14 protein-coding genes are annotated in these 19,812 nt (G+C 72.9%); 12 read left to right on the top strand and 2 right to left on the bottom strand.

Translation table 11 applies throughout. The annotated features are described in order from the left end of the window. The first annotated feature begins 47 nt into the window (after positions 1–47). The 5 genes from S1361_RS16765 to S1361_RS16745 all read left to right on the top strand — a co-directional run bounded on the left by S1361_RS16765 (position 48) and on the right by S1361_RS16745 (position 9,466). Positions 48–866 carry an ABC transporter ATP-binding protein gene (locus S1361_RS16765; protein ID WP_208032645.1) on the top strand — a complete coding sequence of 273 codons (819 nt, stop codon included), beginning with the start codon at positions 48–50 and terminating at the stop codon, positions 864–866. Continuing rightward, positions 863–3,448, top strand: coding sequence for an ABC transporter permease (locus S1361_RS16760; RefSeq protein WP_208032644.1), 2,586 nt, complete (start codon positions 863–865; stop codon positions 3,446–3,448). The genes S1361_RS16765 and S1361_RS16760 overlap by 4 nt, the downstream gene beginning before the upstream one ends. Positions 3,449–4,161: 713 nt before the next feature. Further along, positions 4,162–7,692: a transcription-repair coupling factor gene (gene mfd / locus S1361_RS16755; RefSeq protein WP_208032643.1), complete on the top strand. Its 3,531-nt coding sequence runs from the start codon at positions 4,162–4,164 to the stop codon at positions 7,690–7,692. Between the two features lie 251 nt (positions 7,693–7,943). Beyond that, positions 7,944–8,660: an HNH endonuclease family protein gene (locus tag S1361_RS16750; protein ID WP_208032642.1), complete on the top strand. Its 717-nt coding sequence runs from the start codon at positions 7,944–7,946 to the stop codon at positions 8,658–8,660. 62 nt (positions 8,661–8,722) lie between these two features. Next, complete coding sequence (locus S1361_RS16745) at positions 8,723–9,466, top strand: GNAT family N-acetyltransferase (RefSeq protein WP_208032641.1); 744 nt, start codon at positions 8,723–8,725, stop codon at positions 9,464–9,466. Between the two features lie 67 nt (positions 9,467–9,533). On the opposite strand, the gene S1361_RS16740 is transcribed toward S1361_RS16745, so the two are convergent. Then, the gene (locus S1361_RS16740) at positions 9,534–10,250 is read right to left on the bottom strand and encodes a hypothetical protein (RefSeq protein WP_208032640.1); all 717 of its coding nucleotides are present in this window, start codon (positions 10,248–10,250) and stop codon (positions 9,534–9,536) included. A gap of 432 nt (positions 10,251–10,682) precedes the next feature. On the opposite strand from S1361_RS16740, the gene S1361_RS16735 reads away from it, so the two are divergent. The 7 genes from S1361_RS16735 (at position 10,683) to S1361_RS16705 (ending at position 18,857) form a co-directional block, all read left to right on the top strand. After that, the gene (locus S1361_RS16735) at positions 10,683–13,004 is read left to right on the top strand and encodes an N-6 DNA methylase (protein ID WP_208032639.1); all 2,322 of its coding nucleotides are present in this window, start codon (positions 10,683–10,685) and stop codon (positions 13,002–13,004) included. Between the two features lie 200 nt (positions 13,005–13,204). Further along, positions 13,205–13,849, top strand: coding sequence for a hypothetical protein (locus tag S1361_RS16730; RefSeq protein WP_208032638.1), 645 nt, complete (start codon positions 13,205–13,207; stop codon positions 13,847–13,849). 17 nt (positions 13,850–13,866) lie between these two features. Further along, a complete protein-coding gene (locus tag S1361_RS16725) occupies positions 13,867–15,381 on the top strand; it encodes a serine/threonine-protein kinase (RefSeq protein WP_208036634.1) in 1,515 nt (504 codons plus the stop codon). A gap of 170 nt (positions 15,382–15,551) precedes the next feature. Further along, positions 15,552–16,202, top strand: a complete 651-nt coding sequence (locus tag S1361_RS16720; protein WP_208032637.1) for a SurA N-terminal domain-containing protein — start codon at positions 15,552–15,554, stop codon at positions 16,200–16,202. A gap of 148 nt (positions 16,203–16,350) precedes the next feature. Continuing rightward, positions 16,351–17,379 (top strand): nucleoside triphosphate pyrophosphohydrolase, encoded by a 1,029-nt coding sequence (locus tag S1361_RS16715; RefSeq protein ID WP_208036633.1) that lies wholly within the window; start codon positions 16,351–16,353, stop codon positions 17,377–17,379. Positions 17,380–17,412: 33 nt separating this feature from the next. After that, complete coding sequence (locus S1361_RS16710; protein ID WP_208032636.1) at positions 17,413–17,574, top strand: hypothetical protein; 162 nt, start codon at positions 17,413–17,415, stop codon at positions 17,572–17,574. Continuing rightward, positions 17,571–18,857, top strand: a complete 1,287-nt coding sequence (locus tag S1361_RS16705) for a cytochrome P450 family protein (RefSeq protein ID WP_208032635.1) — start codon at positions 17,571–17,573, stop codon at positions 18,855–18,857. Before S1361_RS16710 ends, S1361_RS16705 begins: the two co-directional genes overlap by 4 nt. Here S1361_RS16705 and S1361_RS16700 read toward each other — a convergent pair. Continuing rightward, on the bottom strand, positions 18,851–19,534 hold the full coding sequence (locus S1361_RS16700; protein WP_208032634.1) for a DUF899 family protein: 684 nt from the start codon (positions 19,532–19,534) through the stop codon (positions 18,851–18,853). The genes S1361_RS16705 and S1361_RS16700 overlap by 7 nt on opposite strands. Positions 19,535–19,812: the final 278 nt, after the last annotated feature.

Genomic DNA, 19,812 nt, shown 5'->3' with positions numbered 1-19,812 from the left:
CACCGGGACATCGACCATGACCTGTCAACCGACATAGGAGACATACCGTGACATCGGCTGTGACCATTCCCAGGCACGGGGGCACTGGAGGGACTACGGCCGTTGCCGCGCGGGCGCGGCAGGTCGTGAAGGCGTACGGGTCCGGCGAGACCCGTGTCGTCGCCCTGGACCACGTCGACGTGGACATCGCCCGCGGGCAGTTCACCGCGATCATGGGCCCCTCCGGATCCGGCAAGTCCACCCTGATGCACTGCCTCGCCGGCCTCGACACGGTGACGAGCGGTCACATCCACCTGGCCGACACCGAGATCACCGGCCTGAAGGACAAGAAGCTCACCCAGCTGCGCCGGGACCGCATCGGCTTCATCTTCCAGGCGTTCAATCTGCTGCCGACGCTGAACGCGATCGAGAACATCACGCTGCCCATGGACATCGCCGGCCGCAAGCCCGACCGGGCCTGGCTGGACCGCGTGGTGGAGACCGTCGGGCTCGCCGGGCGCCTCAAGCACCGCCCCACCCAGCTCTCCGGCGGCCAGCAGCAGCGCGTCGCCGTGGCCCGTGCGCTCGCCGCCCGCCCGGAGATCATCTTCGGGGACGAGCCGACCGGAAACCTCGACTCGCGCGCCGGTGCCGAAGTCCTCGGCTTCCTGCGCCGCTCGGTGGACGAACTCGGGCAGACCATCGTCATGGTCACCCACGACCCGGTGGCCGCCTCCTACGCCGACCGCGTGCTCTACCTCGCCGACGGCCGGATCGTCGACGAGATGTACCAGCCGACGGCCGACCAGGTCCTCGACCGCATGCTGCGTTTTTCCGGGGGACACCCCCAGACCCCCGACTTCGACTCCCGGGGGCGTACGTCATGACCGTCCTGAAGACCTCGATGCGCAACTTCCTCGCGCACAAGGGCCGTATGGCGCTGTCGGCGGTCGCGGTCCTGCTGTCGGTGGCGTTCGTGTGCGGCACGCTCGTGTTCACCGACACCATGAACACCACCTTCGACAAGCTGTTCCAGGCCACGTCCTCGGACGTGCAGGTCAGCGCCAAGGGCTCGTCCGACACCGGGCAGACCGTCTCCCGCACCGGCAAGCCGCCCGTGCTGCCCGCCTCCGTGGTCGGAAGGATCCGCGAGGCCCGGGGCGTGCGGTCGGCCGAGGGCACGGTGTTCTCCACCTCGGTGACCGTCGTCGACGCCGCCAAGGACAAGCTGTCGCCCAGCAGCGGCGCGCCCACCATCGTCGGCAACTGGAACGGCAACGACGCCCGCACCATGCAGATCACCTCCGGTGCGGCCCCCAAGGGCCCCGACCAGGTGATGGTCGACGCCGACACCGCCGGCAAGCACCACCTGAAGCTCGGCGACGAGATCGGCGTGATCACGGCCGTCGGCACGCACCACGCGCGCGTGTCCGGCATCGCCGCCTTCAAGGTCACCAACCCCGGCGCGGCCATCTTCTACCTGGACACCCCGACCGCCCAGCGGACCCTCGTCGGCCGCACCGGCGTCTACACCGACGTCAACGTCATGGCCGCCGGGGGCGTGACCGACGCGCAGCTGAAGAAGAACGTCACCGCCGTCCTCGGGCACGACTACAAGGTGCAGACCGCCAAGGAGGTCGCCGACGCCAACCAGAAGGACGTCCAGAGCTTCCTGAACGTCATGAAGTACGCGATGCTCGGCTTCGCCGGGATCGCCTTCCTCGTCGGCATCTTCCTGATCATCAACACCTTCTCCATGCTGGTCGCCCAGCGCACCCGCGAGATCGGCCTGATGCGCGCCATCGGCTCCTCCCGCAAGCAGGTCAACCGGTCCGTGCTGGTCGAGGCGCTGCTCCTCGGCGTGCTCGGCTCGGTGCTCGGCGTCGGCGCGGGCGTCGGCATCGCCGTCGGCCTGATGAAGCTCATGGGCCGGATGGGCATGAACCTGTCCACCGACGACCTCACCGTCGCCTGGACCACGCCCGCGATCGGCCTGCTCCTCGGCGTGGTCGTCACCGTCCTCGCCGCCTACCTGCCCGCCCGGCGCGCCGGCAAGGTCTCCCCGATGGCCGCCCTGCGCGACGCCGGCGCCCCGGCCGACGCCAAGGCCGGCGTCGTCCGGGCCGGCCTCGGCCTGCTCCTCACCGCCGCCGGCGGCTGGAGCCTGTACGTCGCCGCCACCGCCGGCCAGGCCAGGACCGGCTCGGGCTGGCTGGGCCTGGGCGTGGTGCTCACCCTGATCGGCTTCGTCGTCATCGGCCCGCTGCTGGCCGGCGGCCTGGTCCGCGTCCTCGGCGCGGTCCTGCTGCGGATGTTCGGGCCGGTCGGGCGGATGGCCGAGCGCAACGCGCTGCGCAACCCGCGCCGCACCGGTGCCACCGGCGCCGCCCTGATGATCGGCCTCGCCCTGGTGGCCTGCCTGTCGGTGGTCGGCTCCTCCATGGTGGCCTCCGCCACCGACCAGCTCGACAAGACCGTCGGCGCGGACTTCATCGTCCGCAGCGACCAGGAGGGCGGGCTCGTCGCGAGGCAGGCGGTGCAGGCCGTCAGGAACACCCCGGGCCTGAAGCGGGTCACCGAGTACAAGTGGACCGAGGCCACCTTCACCACACCGGACGGCAAGCGGCTGCCGAACAGGACGATCATGGCCGTCGATCCGGACTACGCGACCGACGTACGGACCGAGACCGTGGCCGGCGAGGTGAAGGACGCCTACCGGATCGACTCGATGTCGGTGCCCGAGAAGTTCGCCGAGGACCACGGCATCCGGCTCGGTTCCGCGATCACCGTCGCCTACGAGGACGGCCGCACGGCCCGCCTGACGGTCCGGGCGATCACCCGCAGCGACACGCTCATCGACGCGGGGGCGATGTACACCTCCATCGACACGCTCGCGAAGTACGTCCCCGCCGACAGGATGCCGCTCGACGAGATGGTCCTGGCCACCGCCGAGGACGGACAGCAGGCCGCCGCCTACAAGGCGCTCAAGGCCGCGCTGCACGACGACTTCCCGCAGCTGACCGTGCGCGACCAGACCGACTACAAGCAGGACCTGAAGGACCAGATCGGCCAGCTGCTCAACATGATCTACGGCCTGCTGGCACTCGCGATCATCGTCGCGGTCCTCGGTGTGGTGAACACCCTGGCCCTGTCGGTGGTCGAGCGGACCCGGGAGATCGGCCTCATGCGGGCCATCGGCCTCTCCCGCCGCCAGCTGCGCCGCATGATCCGCCTGGAGTCCGTGGTGATCGCCGTCTTCGGTGCCCTGCTGGGCCTCGGCCTCGGCATGGGCTGGGGCGCCACCGCCCAGAAGCTCCTCGCCCTGGAGGGCCTGAAGATCCTGGAGATCCCCTGGCCGACGATCACCGGCGTCTTCGTCGGCTCGGCCTTCGTGGGCCTTTTCGCGGCGCTGGTGCCGGCGTTCCGGGCGGCGCGGATGAACGTGCTGAACGCCATCGCCACCGACTAGGCACCCGGGCCGGGCGGACCGGCCCGGACGCCGGGAGAGCCGAACGGCGGGGCGCGGAGTCGATCTCCGCGCCCCGCCGTCCTGGTGCGTTCCCCGTCCCGGCGGCCGGCCGGCGGTGCCGGTGGGTGCCGGTGGGTGCCGGCGGTGCCGGCGGGTCCCGGAGGAGGGCCTCGTCGCCGGACTGACCCAGGCGGCGATCTCCCGGCTGGAGCACGGGAAATGCATGCTGGCTTTCGCGTTGCTGGAGCGGATCGCCGGGGCCTTCGGCTCGGCCCTGCTCGTGTCGGTCGAACCGGGACGCGGTGTGACGGTCGCCTTCGCCGGCAGCGGCGAAGCGGCCTGACGCCGCGGACCGGCCCTCCCGGCGGCAGGCTCCACCGACGCCTTGCCCGGCGGCCGGTCCCGTCGGGGCCGTGTCGGGTTCTGCTCGTCCGGCGGCGGGTCCCGTCGGGGCCGTCTCGGGCTCCGTTCGTCCGGCGGCGGGCCGGGCTGGGGCTCTCTTCTGCTCCGGCCTCGCGGCGGCAGGTTCCACCGGTGCCCGTGTGCTCGCTCCGGCGGTGGGCAGGCCGTCCGGTGGCGCACAGGGCGGCCGGAGGCGGCGGCCGATGCCGTTCGGGCGCCCGCGCCGCCGCCGTCGGCGTCGTAGGCTGGGCAGCCCCGGCCCGTGAGACGTGTCGGGCTGTCTGCGTTGCCCCTGCTCGGATGGAAGCCTCATGAGCCTGCACGGTCTGCTCGACGCCGTAGTCAAGGACCCCGCCCTCGCGGAAGCGATTCAGGCGGCGGTGGACGGCAACCGCCCGCACGTCGACCTCGTCGGCCCCCCGGCGGCCCGCCCCTTCGCGGTCGCCGCCCTCGCCCGCGAGGCCGGCCGCCCGGTGCTCGCGGTCACGGCGACGGGCCGCGAGGCCGAGGACCTGGCGGCGGCCCTGCGCTCCCTCCTGCCCCCGGAGGGCGTCGTGGAGTACCCCTCCTGGGAGACCCTCCCGCACGAGCGGCTCAGCCCCCGCAGCGACACCGTCGGCCGCCGCCTCGCCGTCCTGCGCCGCCTCGCCCACCCCCGTCCCGACGACCCCGAGACCGGGCCGGTCTCCGTCGTCGTGGCACCCGTGCGCTCCGTGCTCCAGCCGCAGGTCAAGGGCCTGGGCGACCTGGAGCCGGTGTCCCTGCGGACCGGCCAGAGCGCGGACCTGAACGACGTCGTCGAAGCCCTCGCGGCGGCGGCGTACGCGCGCGTGGAGCTGGTCGAGAAGCGCGGCGAGTTCGCCGTACGCGGCGGCATCCTGGACGTCTTCCCGCCCACCGAGGAACACCCCCTGCGCATCGAGTTCTGGGGCGACGACGTCGAGGAGATCCGTTACTTCAAGGTCGCCGACCAGCGCTCCCTCGAAGTCGCCGAACACGGCCTGTGGGCGCCCCCGTGCCGCGAGCTGCTGCTCACCGACGACGTCCGGGCCCGCGCGCGTGCCCTCGCCGAGGAGCACCCGGAGCTGGGCGAACTCCTGAACAAGATCGCCGAGGGCATCGCGGTCGAGGGCATGGAGTCCCTCGCCCCGGTCCTGGTGGACGACATGGAGCTGCTGCTCGACGTGCTGCCCAAGGGCGCCATGGCCGTCGTCTGCGACCCGGAGCGGGTCCGTACCCGCGCCGCCGACCTCGTCGCCACCAGCCAGGAGTTCCTCCAGGCGTCCTGGGCGGCCACCGCCGGCGGCGGCGAGGCCCCGATCGACGTCGGCGCCGCCTCCCTGTGGTCCATCGCCGACGTCCGCGACCGCGCGCGCGAACTCGACATGATGTGGTGGTCGGTGTCGCCCTTCGCCGCCGACGAAGAACTCGACACCGACACCCTCAAGCTCGGCATGCGCGCCCCCGAGACCTACCGCGGCGACACCGCGCGGGCCCTCGCCGACACCAAGGGCTGGCTCGCCGACGGCTGGCGCACCGTGTTCGTCACCGAGGGCCACGGCCCGGCCGCGCGCACGGTGGAGGTGCTCGGCGGCGAGGGCATCGCGGCCCGCCTCGACTCCGACCTCGGCGAGCTGAGCCCCTCCGTGGTGCACGTCTCCTGCGGTTCGATCGAGTACGGCTTCGTGGACCCGGCGCTCGAACTGGCCGTGCTCACCGAGACCGACCTGTCCGGCCAGCGCGCCGCCGGCCGCGACGGCACCCGCATGCCGGCCCGCCGCCGCAAGACCATCGACCCGCTCTCCCTGGAGCCGGGCGACTACATCGTCCACGAACAGCACGGCGTCGGCCGCTACATCGAGATGGTGCAGCGCACCGTCCAGGGCGCCACCCGCGAGTACCTGGTCGTGGAGTACGCGCCCGCCAAGCGCGGCCAGCCCGGCGACCGCCTCTACATCCCGACCGACCAGCTGGAGCAGATCACCAAGTACGTCGGCGGCGAGGCACCCACCCTGCACCGCCTCGGCGGCGCGGACTGGACGAAGACCAAGGCCCGCGCGAAGAAGGCCGTCAAGGAGATCGCCGCCGACCTGATCAAGCTGTACAGCGCGCGCATGGCCGCCCCCGGCCACGCCTTCGGCGCCGACACCCCCTGGCAGCGCGAGCTGGAGGACGCCTTCCCCTACGCGGAGACCCCCGACCAGCTCACCACCATCGCCGAGGTCAAGGAGGACATGGAGAAGTCGGTCCCCATGGACCGCCTGGTCTGCGGCGACGTCGGCTACGGCAAGACCGAGATCGCCGTACGGGCCGCCTTCAAGGCCGTACAGGACGGCAAGCAGGTCGCCGTCCTCGTCCCCACGACCCTGCTGGTGCAGCAGCACTTCGGCACGTTCTCCGAGCGGTACGGACAGTTCCCGGTCAACGTGCGCGCACTGTCCCGCTTCCAGAGCGACACCGAGGCCAAGGCCGTCCTGGAGGGCCTGAAGGAGGGCTCGGTGGACGTCGTCATCGGCACCCACCGCCTGTTCTCCTCCGAGACCAAGTTCAAGGACCTCGGCCTGGTCATCGTCGACGAGGAGCAGCGCTTCGGCGTCGAGCACAAGGAGCAGCTGAAGAAGCTCCGCGCCAACGTCGACGTGCTGACGATGTCCGCCACCCCGATCCCGCGCACCCTGGAGATGGCGGTCACCGGCATCCGCGAGATGTCCACGATCACCACGCCCCCGGAGGAGCGCCACCCGGTGCTCACCTTCGTCGGGCCGTACGAGGAGAAGCAGATCGGCGCCGCCATCCGCCGCGAACTGCTGCGCGAGGGCCAGGTCTTCTACATCCACAACCGGGTGGAGTCCATCGACCGCGCGGCGGCCCGCCTGCGCGAGATCGTCCCCGAGGCGCGCATCGCCACCGCCCACGGCCAGATGTCCGAGGCCGCCCTGGAGCAGGTCGTGGTCGACTTCTGGGAGAAGAAGTTCGACGTGCTGGTGTCCACCACGATCGTGGAGTCCGGCATCGACATCTCCAACGCCAACACCCTGATCGTGGAACGCGGCGACACCTTCGGCCTGTCCCAGCTGCACCAGCTGCGCGGCCGGGTCGGCCGCGGCCGCGAGCGCGGGTACGCCTACTTCCTGTACCCGCCGGAGAAGCCGCTGACGGAGACCGCGCACGAGCGGCTCGCCACCATCGCCCAGCACACCGAGATGGGCGCGGGCATGTACGTGGCGATGAAGGACCTGGAGATCCGCGGCGCCGGCAACCTGCTCGGCGGCGAGCAGTCCGGGCACATCGCGGGCGTCGGCTTCGACCTGTACGTCCGCATGGTCGGCGAGGCCGTCGCCGACTACCGGCGCCAGCTGGAGACCGGCGGGATCGAGGAGGAGCCGCCGCTGGAGGTCAAGATCGAGCTGCCCGTCGACGCGCACGTCCCGCACGACTACGCCCCCGGCGAGCGCCTCCGCCTCCAGGCCTACCGCTCCATCGCCTCCGCCAACTCCGAGGAGGACATCAAGGCCGTCCGCGAGGAACTCACCGACCGCTACGGCAAGCTGCCCGAGCCGGTGGAGAACCTGCTGCTGGTGGCCGGGCTGCGGATGCTCGCGCGCGCGTGCGGCGTCGGCGAGATCGTCCTGCAGGGCACCAACATCCGCTTCGCGCCGGTGGAACTGCGCGAGTCGCAGGAGCTGCGGCTCAAGCGGCTCTACCCGGGCACGGTCATCAAGCCCGCCGTGCACCAGGTGCTGGTCCCGCGCCCGAAGACCGCGAAGGTGGGCGGCAAGCCGCTGGTCGGCCGCGAACTGCTGGCCTGGGTCGGCGAGTTCCTCACCTCGGTCCTGGGGTAGCTGTCACCAGTGACCCGGGAGAAGCGGGCAGGCGGAGGGCGTAACCGACGCTGAATGCGGGGACCGTCGGACCCTGGCGCCGGTGACAAGGCCAGGCCGACGGACAGGAAACACCTCGCACAGTGTCCGACTTGCCCCTTGATCTTCGCCTTGCACCCCATCTTCCGGGCGGCGACGGGAAGTTACCGTGGGAAGCGGAACGATCCGCCCCGCGCCGGGGGGCGGACCAGGGCGAGTGAGGGGGACGTAGCGTGACACGTCTGAGGGTCGGAGCGGCAACCGCCGTGGCCGTGCTGGTCGCCGTGGCCGGCTGCAAGGACGGGAAGAACGACGGCTCGTCCGGGCCCGAGCGGACCGGAGGCGGTGGCCCGGCCCTGGCCGCCGCCGGCTCACTGACCGTCAAGGGGAGGGCGCCGAAGACCGGTTACTCCCGGGCCCGGTTCGGCGCCGCCTGGGCCGACACCGACACCAACTCCTGCGACACCCGCGACGACATCCTCAAACGCGACCTGAAGCAGGTCAGGTTCACCGGCGGCACCTGCAGGGTTTCCTACGGCCTGCTGGAGCCCGACCCCTACTCCGGCAAGGAGATCACCTACCGGCGCGGCCGCAGCCAGGTCGACATCGACCACGTCGTCGCCCTGTCCGACGCCTGGCAGAAGGGCGCCAAGTACTGGGACCCCGGCAAGCGCATAGCGCTGGCCAACGACCCCCTCAACCTCCTCGCCGTCGACGCGAGTGCCAACCGCGGCAAGGGGGACGGCGACGCGGCCACCTGGCTCCCGCCCAACAAGGCCTACCGGTGCACCTACGTCGCCGCCCAGGTCGCGGTCAAGAAGAAGTACGGCCTGTGGGTCACCGCCGCCGAACAGGCGGCCATGAAGAAGGTCCTCGCCGGCTGCCCGGACCAGAAGCTGCCCACCGGCGGCAACCCGACCAGGGCACCCGAGCGCTTCCGGGCCCGGTGACCCGGCCGGCGGCCGGACAAATCGCTGTCCCGCCCGAGGGCGCACCACCTATCGTGATCTCCATGGACATCAAGGTGAGCAGCCTCGCCGAGCGGCCCGACCGGCTGCCCGCGGTGCTCGGCATGGCCGACACCTGGCCCGAGTTCGTCACCCGCGACCTCGTGGGCAGCGCCCACTACGGGCGCATCCCGACCGAACTCCCGGAATACGCCCTGTTCGCCGAGGACGAGAACGGCCAGGTCGTCGCCCACGCCTACAGCGTGCCGTTCGCCCTCGACGTGGACGGCCGGCGCACCCTGCCGGCCCGGGGCTGGGACCAGGTCCTGGCGTGGGCCTTCGCCGACCTGCGCCACGGCACCCGCCCGGACACGGTGAGCGCCGTCTCGGTCACCCTCGCCCCGCACGCCCAGGGCCGCGGACTGTCGGCCGTCATGCTCTCGGCGATGCGGGACGCCGCCCGCGCCCGCGGCTTCCGCGAGGTCGTCGCCCCCGTCCGCCCGAACGCCAAGCACCGCGAACCGCACACCCCGATCGCCGAGTACGCCCACCGGGTCCGCCCCGACGGGCTGCCCGAGGACCCGTGGCTGCGCGTCCACGCCCGGGCCGGCGCCACCATCGACTCCATCGCCCCGGCCTCCATGACCGTGAGCGGCTCGCTGGAGGAGTGGCGCCGCTGGACCGGGCTGCCCTTCGACACCGCGGGGGACGTCGAGGTGCCCGGCGCACTGGCCCCCGTCCGCTGCGAACCGGAACACGGGTACGCCGTCTACGTCGAACCCAACGTCTGGATGCGGCACCCGCTGTGACCTGAGCCCCGGGCGGGGCCCGGAGTTCAGGTCACTCGTGGCCGGGCGGACCCGCCGCCCGTGCGGGTCACGCGGCCGACTTGCCCTTCAGCGAGCCCAGGATCCGGGTCGTCACCTTCTTCGCGGCCGCGGCACCGTTGTCACTGCCCGCGGTGGACAGCACGGTGACCACGGTGTTGCCGGAACGGACCGCGATGAGCGTGGTGCCGGTCTCCCAGGTGCCGCTGGTCAGTGTCATCGTGTACGCCTCGTCGCCGAGCCCGGCCGTGGACTCGCCCTTCACCTTCACCTTGGCGTGCGTGTCCGTGTCCGTGAAGGTGGCGCACTCGGCCGCGACGGACTGCAGCTGCTTCATCACCGTCTTCGCCGTGGTGCCCTGGAACGCGTCGGCCTCCTGGGCCACTTCCTCGGTCTTGTCCGCGTTCACGTAGTCGTCCTGCGCGAACGCCACGCCTCCCTCGAAACCGGTCACCTGGATCCAGGACGTGCCCTCCAGCCGGGTGCAATCCGGCTTCGCGGTCTTCCGGCTGGACGGAGCGAGGAACTTGCCGCCGCTGTCCGAGGCGCCGTCGGCCTCCAGGGTGAACCCGGCCGGGAAGGCCGACGCGGGCGCCAGCGCCTTCTTCAGCTGCGTACCGGTCAGCAGACCGGCGTTGGGGTTCTTCGCCTTGGCCGGCTTGGCGCTCGCACCTGTGCCGGAGGACGAGTCCGAGGAACAGGCGGACAGGGCCAGAGGGAGCACCGCGACGGCGAGCAGCGTGGCGGCACGGGACGACAGACGCATGACATTCCTTCAGAGGTGATGAGCGGGTGTGGAACGGGGGTGAAGGGGAGCGTGGGGGGTGAGCGGGGGTGTGCACGGCGGGACGTACGGCCCGCCTGGTACCCGGGGGGGGGCAGACCTTCTGAGGCCTCCGGCGACACCAGCCGCCGGACCCGTACTCGGCCGTCGCGTTCGCGGACACCGCGCCGGTGACGGCGAGCCCCACGACGGCACCGAGCGCGGCCTTGGCCTTCGTACCCATGGCGAACCCTCCCCGAATGCTGCGGTCGGCCTCCCCCTCCGGTGGCCGCTGTCCGCTGCGTCAATAACAGCAGAGCTTGTGAACCGAGTCAACACGGTCCACAGAGTGGTAGATGTACACGATGGTGAACCCATGGATCTTGTGTACGTCGGTATGCTCGGCGCACACACGGGACGAGGGGAGCAGGGCCGGTGCAGGACAACGCGACAGAGGTGACCGCAGCCGGTATCGCGCGGCTCGCCGGAGTGGGCCGCGCCGCCGTCAGCAACTGGCGCCGCCGGCACGCGGACTTCCCGAAGCCGGTCGGCGGCACCGAGACCAGCCCCTCCTTCGCGCTCGCCGAGGTCGAGGCCTGGCTGCGCAAGCAGGGCAAACTCGCCGAGGTCCCGCTGCGCGAGCGCGTCTGGCAACAGCTCGCCGGGCACCCGGAAGGCCCGTTGACGGCCCTCGTGCACGCCGGTTGCGCGCTGCTGCTGATCCATGAGCGGCCCACCGTCTGGCTCGACGCGAGCGCGGGCTCCGACGCGAGGCTGGCCGCGGTGCTGCCGGGGGCGCTGGAGCAGGTGCTGACCCCGCGCTTCGGGCTGCCGGGCGGACGTGGGGGACAGGGTGTGAACGCCGCTGGGGCGGCTGGGGGTGTGAACTCCGGGGGGAAGGCCGGCGGTGTGAACTCGGCGGGCGGCGCCGGTGGTGTGAACGCCTCGGTCGGACCTGAGGGTGTGAACGCTGCGGCCGCCGGGGCCGGTGTGAACGCCGCGGCCGCCGGGACCGGTGTGAACGCATTGGTCACGACACCCGGTGTGAACGCGGCCGTCACGGATCCCGCTGTGAACTCCTCCCCGCCCACCCCACCCACCGCATCCCCCACCACCACCCCCCGCCCCACCCCCGCCCTCCGCACCCCCACCGGCCCCCAACTCCTCCCCTCTGCTCCCCTCCTGCGTGGTGTCGCCGAGCTGGCCGCCGAGGTCGGGGCGCGGCAGACGTTCGAGTTCCTGCTGGGCCGGCACCTGGACGCCAACCCGCGCCAGTACACGCTGACCCCCGCCGAACTCGCCGGTCTCATGGCCGACCTCGCCGGACCGGCCCGCACCGCGCTGGACCCCGCCTGCGGCACCGGCGCCCTGCTGCGCGCCGTGGACCCCCGCCCCGGCCAGGAGCTGTACGCCCAGGACAGCGCGCCCGAGCTGGCCGCGCTCAGCGCGCTCCGGCTCGCGCTGCACAGCCGGGCCACCGTGCGCGCCGCCGCCGGTGACACCCTGCGCGCCGACGCCCACCCCGGACTGCGCGCCGACGTGGTCCTGTGCCACCCGCCGTTCAACGAGCGCAACTGGGGCCACGACGAACTCGCCTACGACCCCCGCTGGGAGTACGGCTTCCCGGCGCGCACCGAGTCCGAGCTGGCCTGGGTGCAGCACGCGCTGGCCCGGCTGACCGACGGCGGCACCGCCGTACTGCTCATGCCGCCGGCCGTCGCCTCCCGCCGCTCCGGGCGCCGCATCCGTGCCGATCTGCTGCGCCGGGGCGCGCTGCGGGCCGTCGTCGCGCTGCCGGTCGGCGCGGCACCGCCGTACAACATCCCGCTGCACCTGTGGGTGCTGCGCCGGCCCGACCGGACGCCGGCGACGCCCGAGGTGCTGCTCGTGGACACCGGGAGGTACGCCGGGGAGGGACGGGGCGGGCCGGACTGGGACGCGGTGCGGGAGGCGGTGACGGACGCCTGGCGCGCCTTCACGCGCGCGGGGCGGCTGACCGAGCGGCCGGGGCTGGCGCGTTCGGTACCGGTGATCGAACTCCTCGACGACGACGTGGACCTCGCGCCCGCCCGCCATCTGCCGCCGGCCGCGGTCGCCGACGGCGCGGAGCAGCTGACGCGGGTGCGCGAGCGCCTCGGCGCGACCCTGCGCCTGACCGCCGACCTCACCCCGCCCCCCGCCGACCCGGCACCGCCCGCGCGCTGGCCGCTCACCACCGTCGGCGAACTCGCGCGCGGGGGCGCGCTGGTGATGCGCACCGGCGGAAACGGCGGCCACGCGCGCGTGCCGGTCCTCACCGACCACGACGTCCTCGCCGGAACGGAGCCGTCGGGCATGCTTCCGGAGAGCGAGGAGGAGGCCGTACTGACCGAGCCGGGCGACGTCGTCGTACCGGTGCTCGGCGGGGGAGCGGTGGCGCGCGTGATCGACGAGGTGACGGGCGGCGCCGCCCTGGGGCGCAACCTCGTGCTGCTGCGCCCCGATCGCACGGCGCTCGACCCGTGGTTCCTCGCCGGGTTCCTGCGCGGGACCGCCAACAACCGGCAGGCCAGCAGCTACGCCTCCACGGCGACCCGCCTGGACGTGCGCCGGCTGCACCTGCCCCGGCTCCCGCTGGACGAACAGCGGCGCTACGGCGCACGGTTCCGCGCACTGGACGAGTTCGAGCGGGCGCTCAGGCACGCGAGCCGGCTCGGGGAACAGCTCGTACGCGGGATGTACGACGGACTGACGGACGGCACGGTCGCCCCCGACTGAACCCGGTCCGGCCGAACGAGCCGGGTCGAACCAGTCCGGTCGGACCGCGCGGTTCCGGCGCACGCGAAGTGATCAGTGCGACAACGGTTCGGTACAACCCGAGACCGGTTGTCCTTGTCGGCCTATACGCTCGGACTCCGACCCGGACACCGTCCCGTCGGCGTCCGTCCCCATCGGTCCCACTCGGTCCAGGAGCAGTCATGTACGGCCACGGCGCGGTGCCGCCTCCTCGCAGCGCGGGAACGGTCATATTCCTGCGCGTGATGTTCGCGGCGGCCGGGACCCTCACGTGCGGACTCCTGTCCTGCCTCCCGCTGTTCCGGGTCGCCTTCGTGCGGGGCCGCTGGTCCGACTGGCTGACCGCCTGGCTGAGCCTGCCGCTGTCCATCACCGGGCTGGTGATGGTCGGCGCACTGCCGGAGGAGGACTGGCGCAGCGACCTCGCGCTGGCGCTGCTCCTGCTCCTCGGCATGGCGTCCGCGGTCTACTACCTGGTCGTGGACATCCGGGTGCACCAGCAGCGGACGTTCGCCGGGTACGCGCCCGCGCACACCGTGCACGGACCCTACGGCTTCACGCACGCGGCACCGCCGTACACGACGCCCGGCCCGGCACCGCAGCACCCCGCACCGCCCGCGCACCACACGCCGGTACCCCAGCCGCCCGCGCACCAGACGCCGATACCCCGGCCGCCCCACACGGGAGGTGCCGTGCCCCCGGCCCCCGCGCCGCCGCAGCGCCCCGCGCCCGCCCGCATCGACCAGGTGCGCGCCGAACTCGACGAACTGAGCGACTACCTGCGCCGGCACGACGGACACGAGGGCCGCGGCGAGGACGGGCGGTGACCGTGGCGACAGGGCGCATGGTCGCCGGCCGGTACGAACTGTCCACGCTCATCGGGCAGGGCGGCATGGGCCAGGTCTGGACGGCGTACGACCGCAGGCTCGACCGGCGCGTGGCGGTCAAGCTGCTGCGCCCCGACAAGGTGGCGGGCCAGGAGGCGGACGAGCTGCGCCGCCGGTTCATGCGCGAGTGCCGGGTGACCGCGCAGGTGGACCACCCCGGGCTGGTGACGGTGCACGACGCGGGCAGCGAGGGCGAGGAACTGTTCCTCGTCATGCAGTACGTCGACGGCGCCGACCTCTCCGACCACCTCGCCGAGCACGACCCGTACCCGTGGCAGTGGACGGTCGCGGTGGCCGCGCAGCTGTGCGCCGTTCTGAGCGCCGTGCACGCCGTGCCGATCGTGCACCGCGACCTCAAGCCGCGCAACGTGATGGTGAAGCAGGACGGCACGGTCACCGTCCTCGACCTGGGCGTGGCCTCGGTGATGGACACCGACACCACCCGCCTCACCCACACCGGCTCCCCGATCGGCTCACCCGCCTACATGGCGCCGGAGCAGGCGATGGGCGGCGCGGTCGGCCCGTACACCGACCTGTACGCGCTGGGCGTGCTGATGCACGAACTGCTGAGCGGGGAGGTGCCGTTCGCCGGTTCCACGGCGCTCGGCGTGCTGCACCGGCACCTGTACGAGCCCCCGCTGCCCGTGCGCCGGATCCGCCCCGAGGTGCCCGAGGCGCTGGAGGCCCTGGTGCTGCGGCTGCTCGCCAAGGACCCGCAGCACCGCCCGGCGTCCGCGCAGGAGGTGTACGAGGACCTGGCGCAGCTGCTGCCCGCGCGCGGAACACCCACCGGGGCGCCCCTGGACCCCACGCGCCCCTTCCTGCGTCCGCACACCCCCTGGCCGGACCGCGCCAGGACCCCCGCGCCGCAGCCCGCCCCGGTCGCGCCGGCCCCGCCGGTGGCCGAGAAGCCCGATGTCGCCGCCGCCGTGGACGAGGTCAAGCGCCTGCTGGGCGAGGGCCGCATCACGCAGGCCGTCGACATCCTGGGCGCGATCCTGCCGGCCGCCGCCGAGCAGCACGGCGAGCACTCCCCGGTCGTACGCACCCTGCGCAAGCAGTACGCGGCCACGCTCATGGACGACGGCCAGTACCGGCGGGCGCTGCCCGAACTGCGCCGCCTCGCCGACGAACGCGCCGCCGAGGCCGGCCAGGCCGACCCGCAGTCGCTGCGCTACCGCTACGAGGCCGCGCAGTGCCTGGAGCAGCTGGGCGAACCGGCGGCCGCGCTCGCCGAGTACCGCGCGCTGCTGCCGTACTACCAGAACCAGTACGTCTCCGGGGACCCGCAGCTCGCCCACGAGGTCCGCCGCCGCATCGGCCACCTCCTGCTCGCCCTCGGCGACCGGCCGGCCGCGCACGACACCCTCGCCCGGCTGGTCCTGGACGTGGAGCGGCTGCAGGGCCCCGGCCATCCGATGGCCCTGGAGGTCCGCCGGACCCTCCAGTGGCTGGGACAGGTGCGCGGATAGGCGGACGGCGCCGGGACGGACCCCGCCGGGGCCTGCCGCCACGGCGCGGCGGTGCCCGAAGCGGGTGCGAATCGTTGGTCGAATGGGTTGGCCGCGGCCTGCCCACTGCCTACCATCGATCACCGCAAGACCTTGTGCACCGTCGCACAATCTCCCCCCTGGAGGTTTCCTTGCACCGCCGCCGTCGCACCGCGCTCGTCCTCACCGCCGCGATCGCCGCCGCGGCACCCCTGCTGACCGCTTGCGGAAACGATGCGCACCCGGGCGCCGCGGCCGTCGTCGGCGGACAGCGGATCACCGTCGCGCAGCTGGAGAGCCGGGTCGACGAGGTCCGCAGGGCCCAGCGGGCCGCGGTGCCGGACGACACGCAGTACCAGCAGGTCGTCTCCTCCACCAGCGGCCTGACCCGCGACACCCTGCACAACATGGTGCTCGACCGGGTGCTGCACCGCGCCGCGCAGGACCAGGGCATCACGGTCACCCGCAAGGAGATCCAGCAGATGCGCGGGGACCTGGAGCGGCAGGCCGGCGGCAGCAAGGGCCTGGAGACGGCCTGGCTGCAGAAGTACGGCATCGCGCCGGCCCACCTGGACGACAACCTGCGCCTGCAACTGGAGGCGCAGAAACTCGCCACGAAGCTCGGCACCGACACCAGCCAGCCCGCCTTCTGGAAGGCCCTGTCCAGGGCCTCGGAGGAACTCCACGTCGACCTCAACCCGCGCTACGGCTCCTGGGACGTGCAGAAGAGCAGCCGGGTGGACGCCGAGACACCGTGGGTGCGTGAGGTCACGACGGCGGGCGGCCAGCCGGTGACGGCGTAGGCCGGCGAGGGCGGCGTGAGGGTGGCGGCGTGGCCGGCCGGGGCGGAGTGAAGGCGGCTTTGGTCATACGATCACAGGACCCCCTCGGCCCTGTGGACAACGCGATCCGCTCCCTCGGGCCGTGGGTTACGTTCGGTTCGTGAACGGAATCAGCCCCGAACCCAGCCCGGAACCCAGCCCTGGCACCCACCCCCAGGCCGGCCCGGAAGCCGCCCCCGGCCGCATCGTCCTGCTCACCACGAGCCACCGCGTCGCCCCCGGCCTGCTGTCCTGGCCCGCCTGGCAGGCCCTGCGCACCGCCGACGCCGTGCTGTGCGCGGACGGTGCCCATCCGCAGCTGCCGTATCTGCGCGAGGCCGGGATAGCGGTGACGCAGACCTCCCCCACCGCCCGGGAGCTGGTGGACGCCTGCGCCGGCGGGCGCACGGTGGTGGTCGTGGCGACGGGCGAGGGCGAGCCGGCGCTCACCGACGGCCTCGCCCGGCTGGCCGGCTCCGGCCGGGTCGCCATGCCGGAGCTGGAGCTGCTGCCCGCCTCCTACGACCTGCCCGGCGCCCGCCTGCTGGACCTCGTGCAGGTCATGGACCGCATCCGGGCCGAATGCCCCTGGTCCTCCCGGCAGACCCACGAGGGCCTGGCGAAGTACGGCATCGAGGAGGCGTACGAACTGGTCGAGGCGATCGAGGCCGGGGACCGCGAGGAGCTGCGGGAGGAACTGGGCGACGTCCTCCTCCAGGTCGTCTTCCACTCCCGGATCGCCGAGGAGGACCCGGACGCGCCGTTCTCCGTCGACGACGTCGCCGGCGGCATCGTCGCCAAGCTCATCCACCGGCACCCGCACGTCTTCGGCGACGAGCAGGCCGAGACCCCCGAGGACGTCAAGCAGCACTGGCTGCGCACCAAGGCCGAGGAGAAGCAGCGCACCTCCGTCACCGAGGGCGTCCCGCTCGGCCAGCCCGGCCTGGCCCTCGCCGCCAAGCTCGCCTCCCGCACCCGCACGGCCGGCCTGGACGTCCCGCTGCCGCAGGGAGAGGGCATCGGCTACGAGCTGCTGGCGCTGGCGGTGCGCGCCGAGGCGCACGGCATCGACCCGGAGGCGGCACTGCGCGCGGCGGCACGGGCGTACCGGGACGCGATACGGGCGGCGGAGAGCGAAGGCAGGAACACCGCGGGGTGAGCGGCGCGGGGTGAGCGGCGCGGGGTGGGCGCCGTGGGGTGGGCGCCGCCCGCCCACCGCCCGGCCGCCCTGCCGGACACGCAGGGCAGCTCGGGAGCGCGCACCTCGTACCGCCGGGCCGCCGACCTGGGCCACCCCGCTGCCTCGGAGGGGCTCGGCGAGGCGCCCGCCGGGCCGGATACCGTCAAGGAGTGACCAACGAGCCCGGCCCCCCGACCGCCCCCGCCCTCTTCACCTGGGAGTTCGCCACCGATCCGTACCCCGCCTACGCCTGGCTGCGCGAGCACGCGCCGGTGCGCCGGACGCGGTTGCCGAGCGGTGTCGAGGCGTGGCTGGTCACCCGGTACGCCGATGCCCGGCAGGCGCTGGCCGAGCAGCGGCTGAGCAAGAACCCGGCGCATCACGACGAGCCCGCGCACGCCAAGGGCAAGACCGGCATCCCGGGCGAGCGCAAGGCCGAGCTGATGACGCACCTGCTGAACATCGACCCGCCGGACCACACCCGGCTCAGAAAGCTGGTCAGCAAGGCGTTCACCCCCCGCCGGGTCGCCGAGTTCGCCCCCCGGGTGCAGGAGCTGACCGACCACCTCATCGACCGGTTCGCGCAGAGCGGGTCCGCCGACCTCATCCACGAGTTCGCCTTCCCGCTGCCCATCTACGCCATCTGCGACCTGCTCGGCGTCCCGCGCGAGGACCAGGACGACTTCCGGGACTGGGCGGGCATGATGATCCGGCACGGCGGAGGCCCCCGGGGCGGGGTCGCCCGGTCGGTGAAGAAGATGCGCGGCTACCTGGCCGAGCTGATCCACAAGAAGCGGGAGGCGCTGCCCGCCGCGCCCGTGCCCGGCGAGGACCTGATCTCCGGCCTCATCCGCGCCTCCGACCACGGCGAGCACCTCACCGAGAACGAGGCCGCCGCCATGGCCTTCATCCTCCTGTTCGCCGGCTTCGAGACGACCGTGAACCTCATCGGCAACGGCACCTACGCCCTGCTCACCCACCCCGGGCAGCGCCGCCGGCTGCAGGAGTCCCTGGCCCGCGGGGAGACGGACCTGCTGGCGACCGGCGTGGAGGAACTCCTGCGCTACGACGGCCCGGTGGAGCTGGCCACCTGGCGGTTCGCCACCGAGCCGCTCACCATCGGCGGACAGGACATCGCGCCGGGCGATCCGGTGCTCGTGGTCCTCGCCGCCGCCGACCGGGACCCGGAGCGCTTCGCCGACCCGGACGTGCTGGACCTCGCCCGCCGCGACAACCAGCACCTCGGATACGGGCACGGCATCCACTACTGCCTGGGCGCGCCGCTCGCCCGCCTGGAGGGCCAGACCGCGCTCGCCACCCTGCTCACCCGCCTGCCGGACCTGCGGCTCGCCGTGGACCCGGCGGAGCTGCGCTGGCGCGGCGGGCTCATCATGCGCGGCCTGCGCACCCTGCCGGTGGAGTTCACCCCGGTCCGCGGGGGCGCCGGCGGTCAGTAGTCCAGCCCCGCGAACCACTCGCCCCGGCCGCCCGGCGTCAGGTCGAGCAGGTGCCAGACGGGGTTGAGGAGGTCGATGCCGCGCTGGTCGATGTCCTCGGCCATGCGGGGGTGGGCGGAGTAGAAGTGGCGGACCGTGCCGTCGGCGTCCCGGGTGAAGACGGAGACGGTGGAGTCCTGGGTGCCGTCCTCGTCCTCGCTGCCCAGGTCGTACTTGAAGGTGCTGTCCCCACAGCTGAGCAGACGCAGCCGGGACCAGCCGCGGTTGAGGGCGTGCTGCCGCAGCGTGGGCGGGTCGGCGGCTGCCACGACGGCGAGGTCGGCGTTCCGGGCCAGGTGGTGGGCGATGCCGTTGTAGCCGTCGATCCACAGGGTGCACATCGGGCACGGGCTGGTCTGCCGCTTGCCGTACATGAAGTGGTAGACGATCAGTGGCCGGCCGGGGCCGGTGAACAGTTCGCTCAGGGTGACCTCGCGCACGGGGGCGTCGCCCGCGTCGAGGTCGGCGGGGCCTTCGAGGAAGACGTAGTCGTCGACCTCGGGGCCCTGGGGAAGCGCCCTCCGCTGGGCCGCGACCTTCTCGCGGTGGCGCATGAGTTCGATCTCGGCGTGGCGGAGTTCCTCGCGGGCGGCGAGGTAGTCCGCGGACTCGCCGGGCAGTCGGGTGTGCCGGAACATCGTGGTCCTCCTGGCTGGGAAGCCCCCCGGACATGTCGGTTCCATGATTCCGCCGGCGGTCCTCGGCAGCCGCCCGGCGGCGCCGTGTCCGACGGGTGACGGCGTGAGTGGCGGGAAGGGTGACGGCTTCTCAGCCGGAAGGTGACAAGATCTCAACTCTGTGATCTTCACGTGATCTGCGCGGCATGAACTTGTGACAAGTGATCGTCTGCCGATACGTTCACCCATCAGCGCGGCGAGCGGCTTCAGCCGCCGCGCCGGTTCTGCTGTCGCTCGAA

This window comes from Streptomyces cyanogenus (assembly GCF_017526105.1).
GTDB classification, from domain to species: domain Bacteria; phylum Actinomycetota; class Actinomycetes; order Streptomycetales; family Streptomycetaceae; genus Streptomyces; species Streptomyces cyanogenus.
The sequence above is the reverse complement of the archived record's forward strand: the minus strand, read 5'-3'. Positions and strand labels throughout refer to the sequence as shown.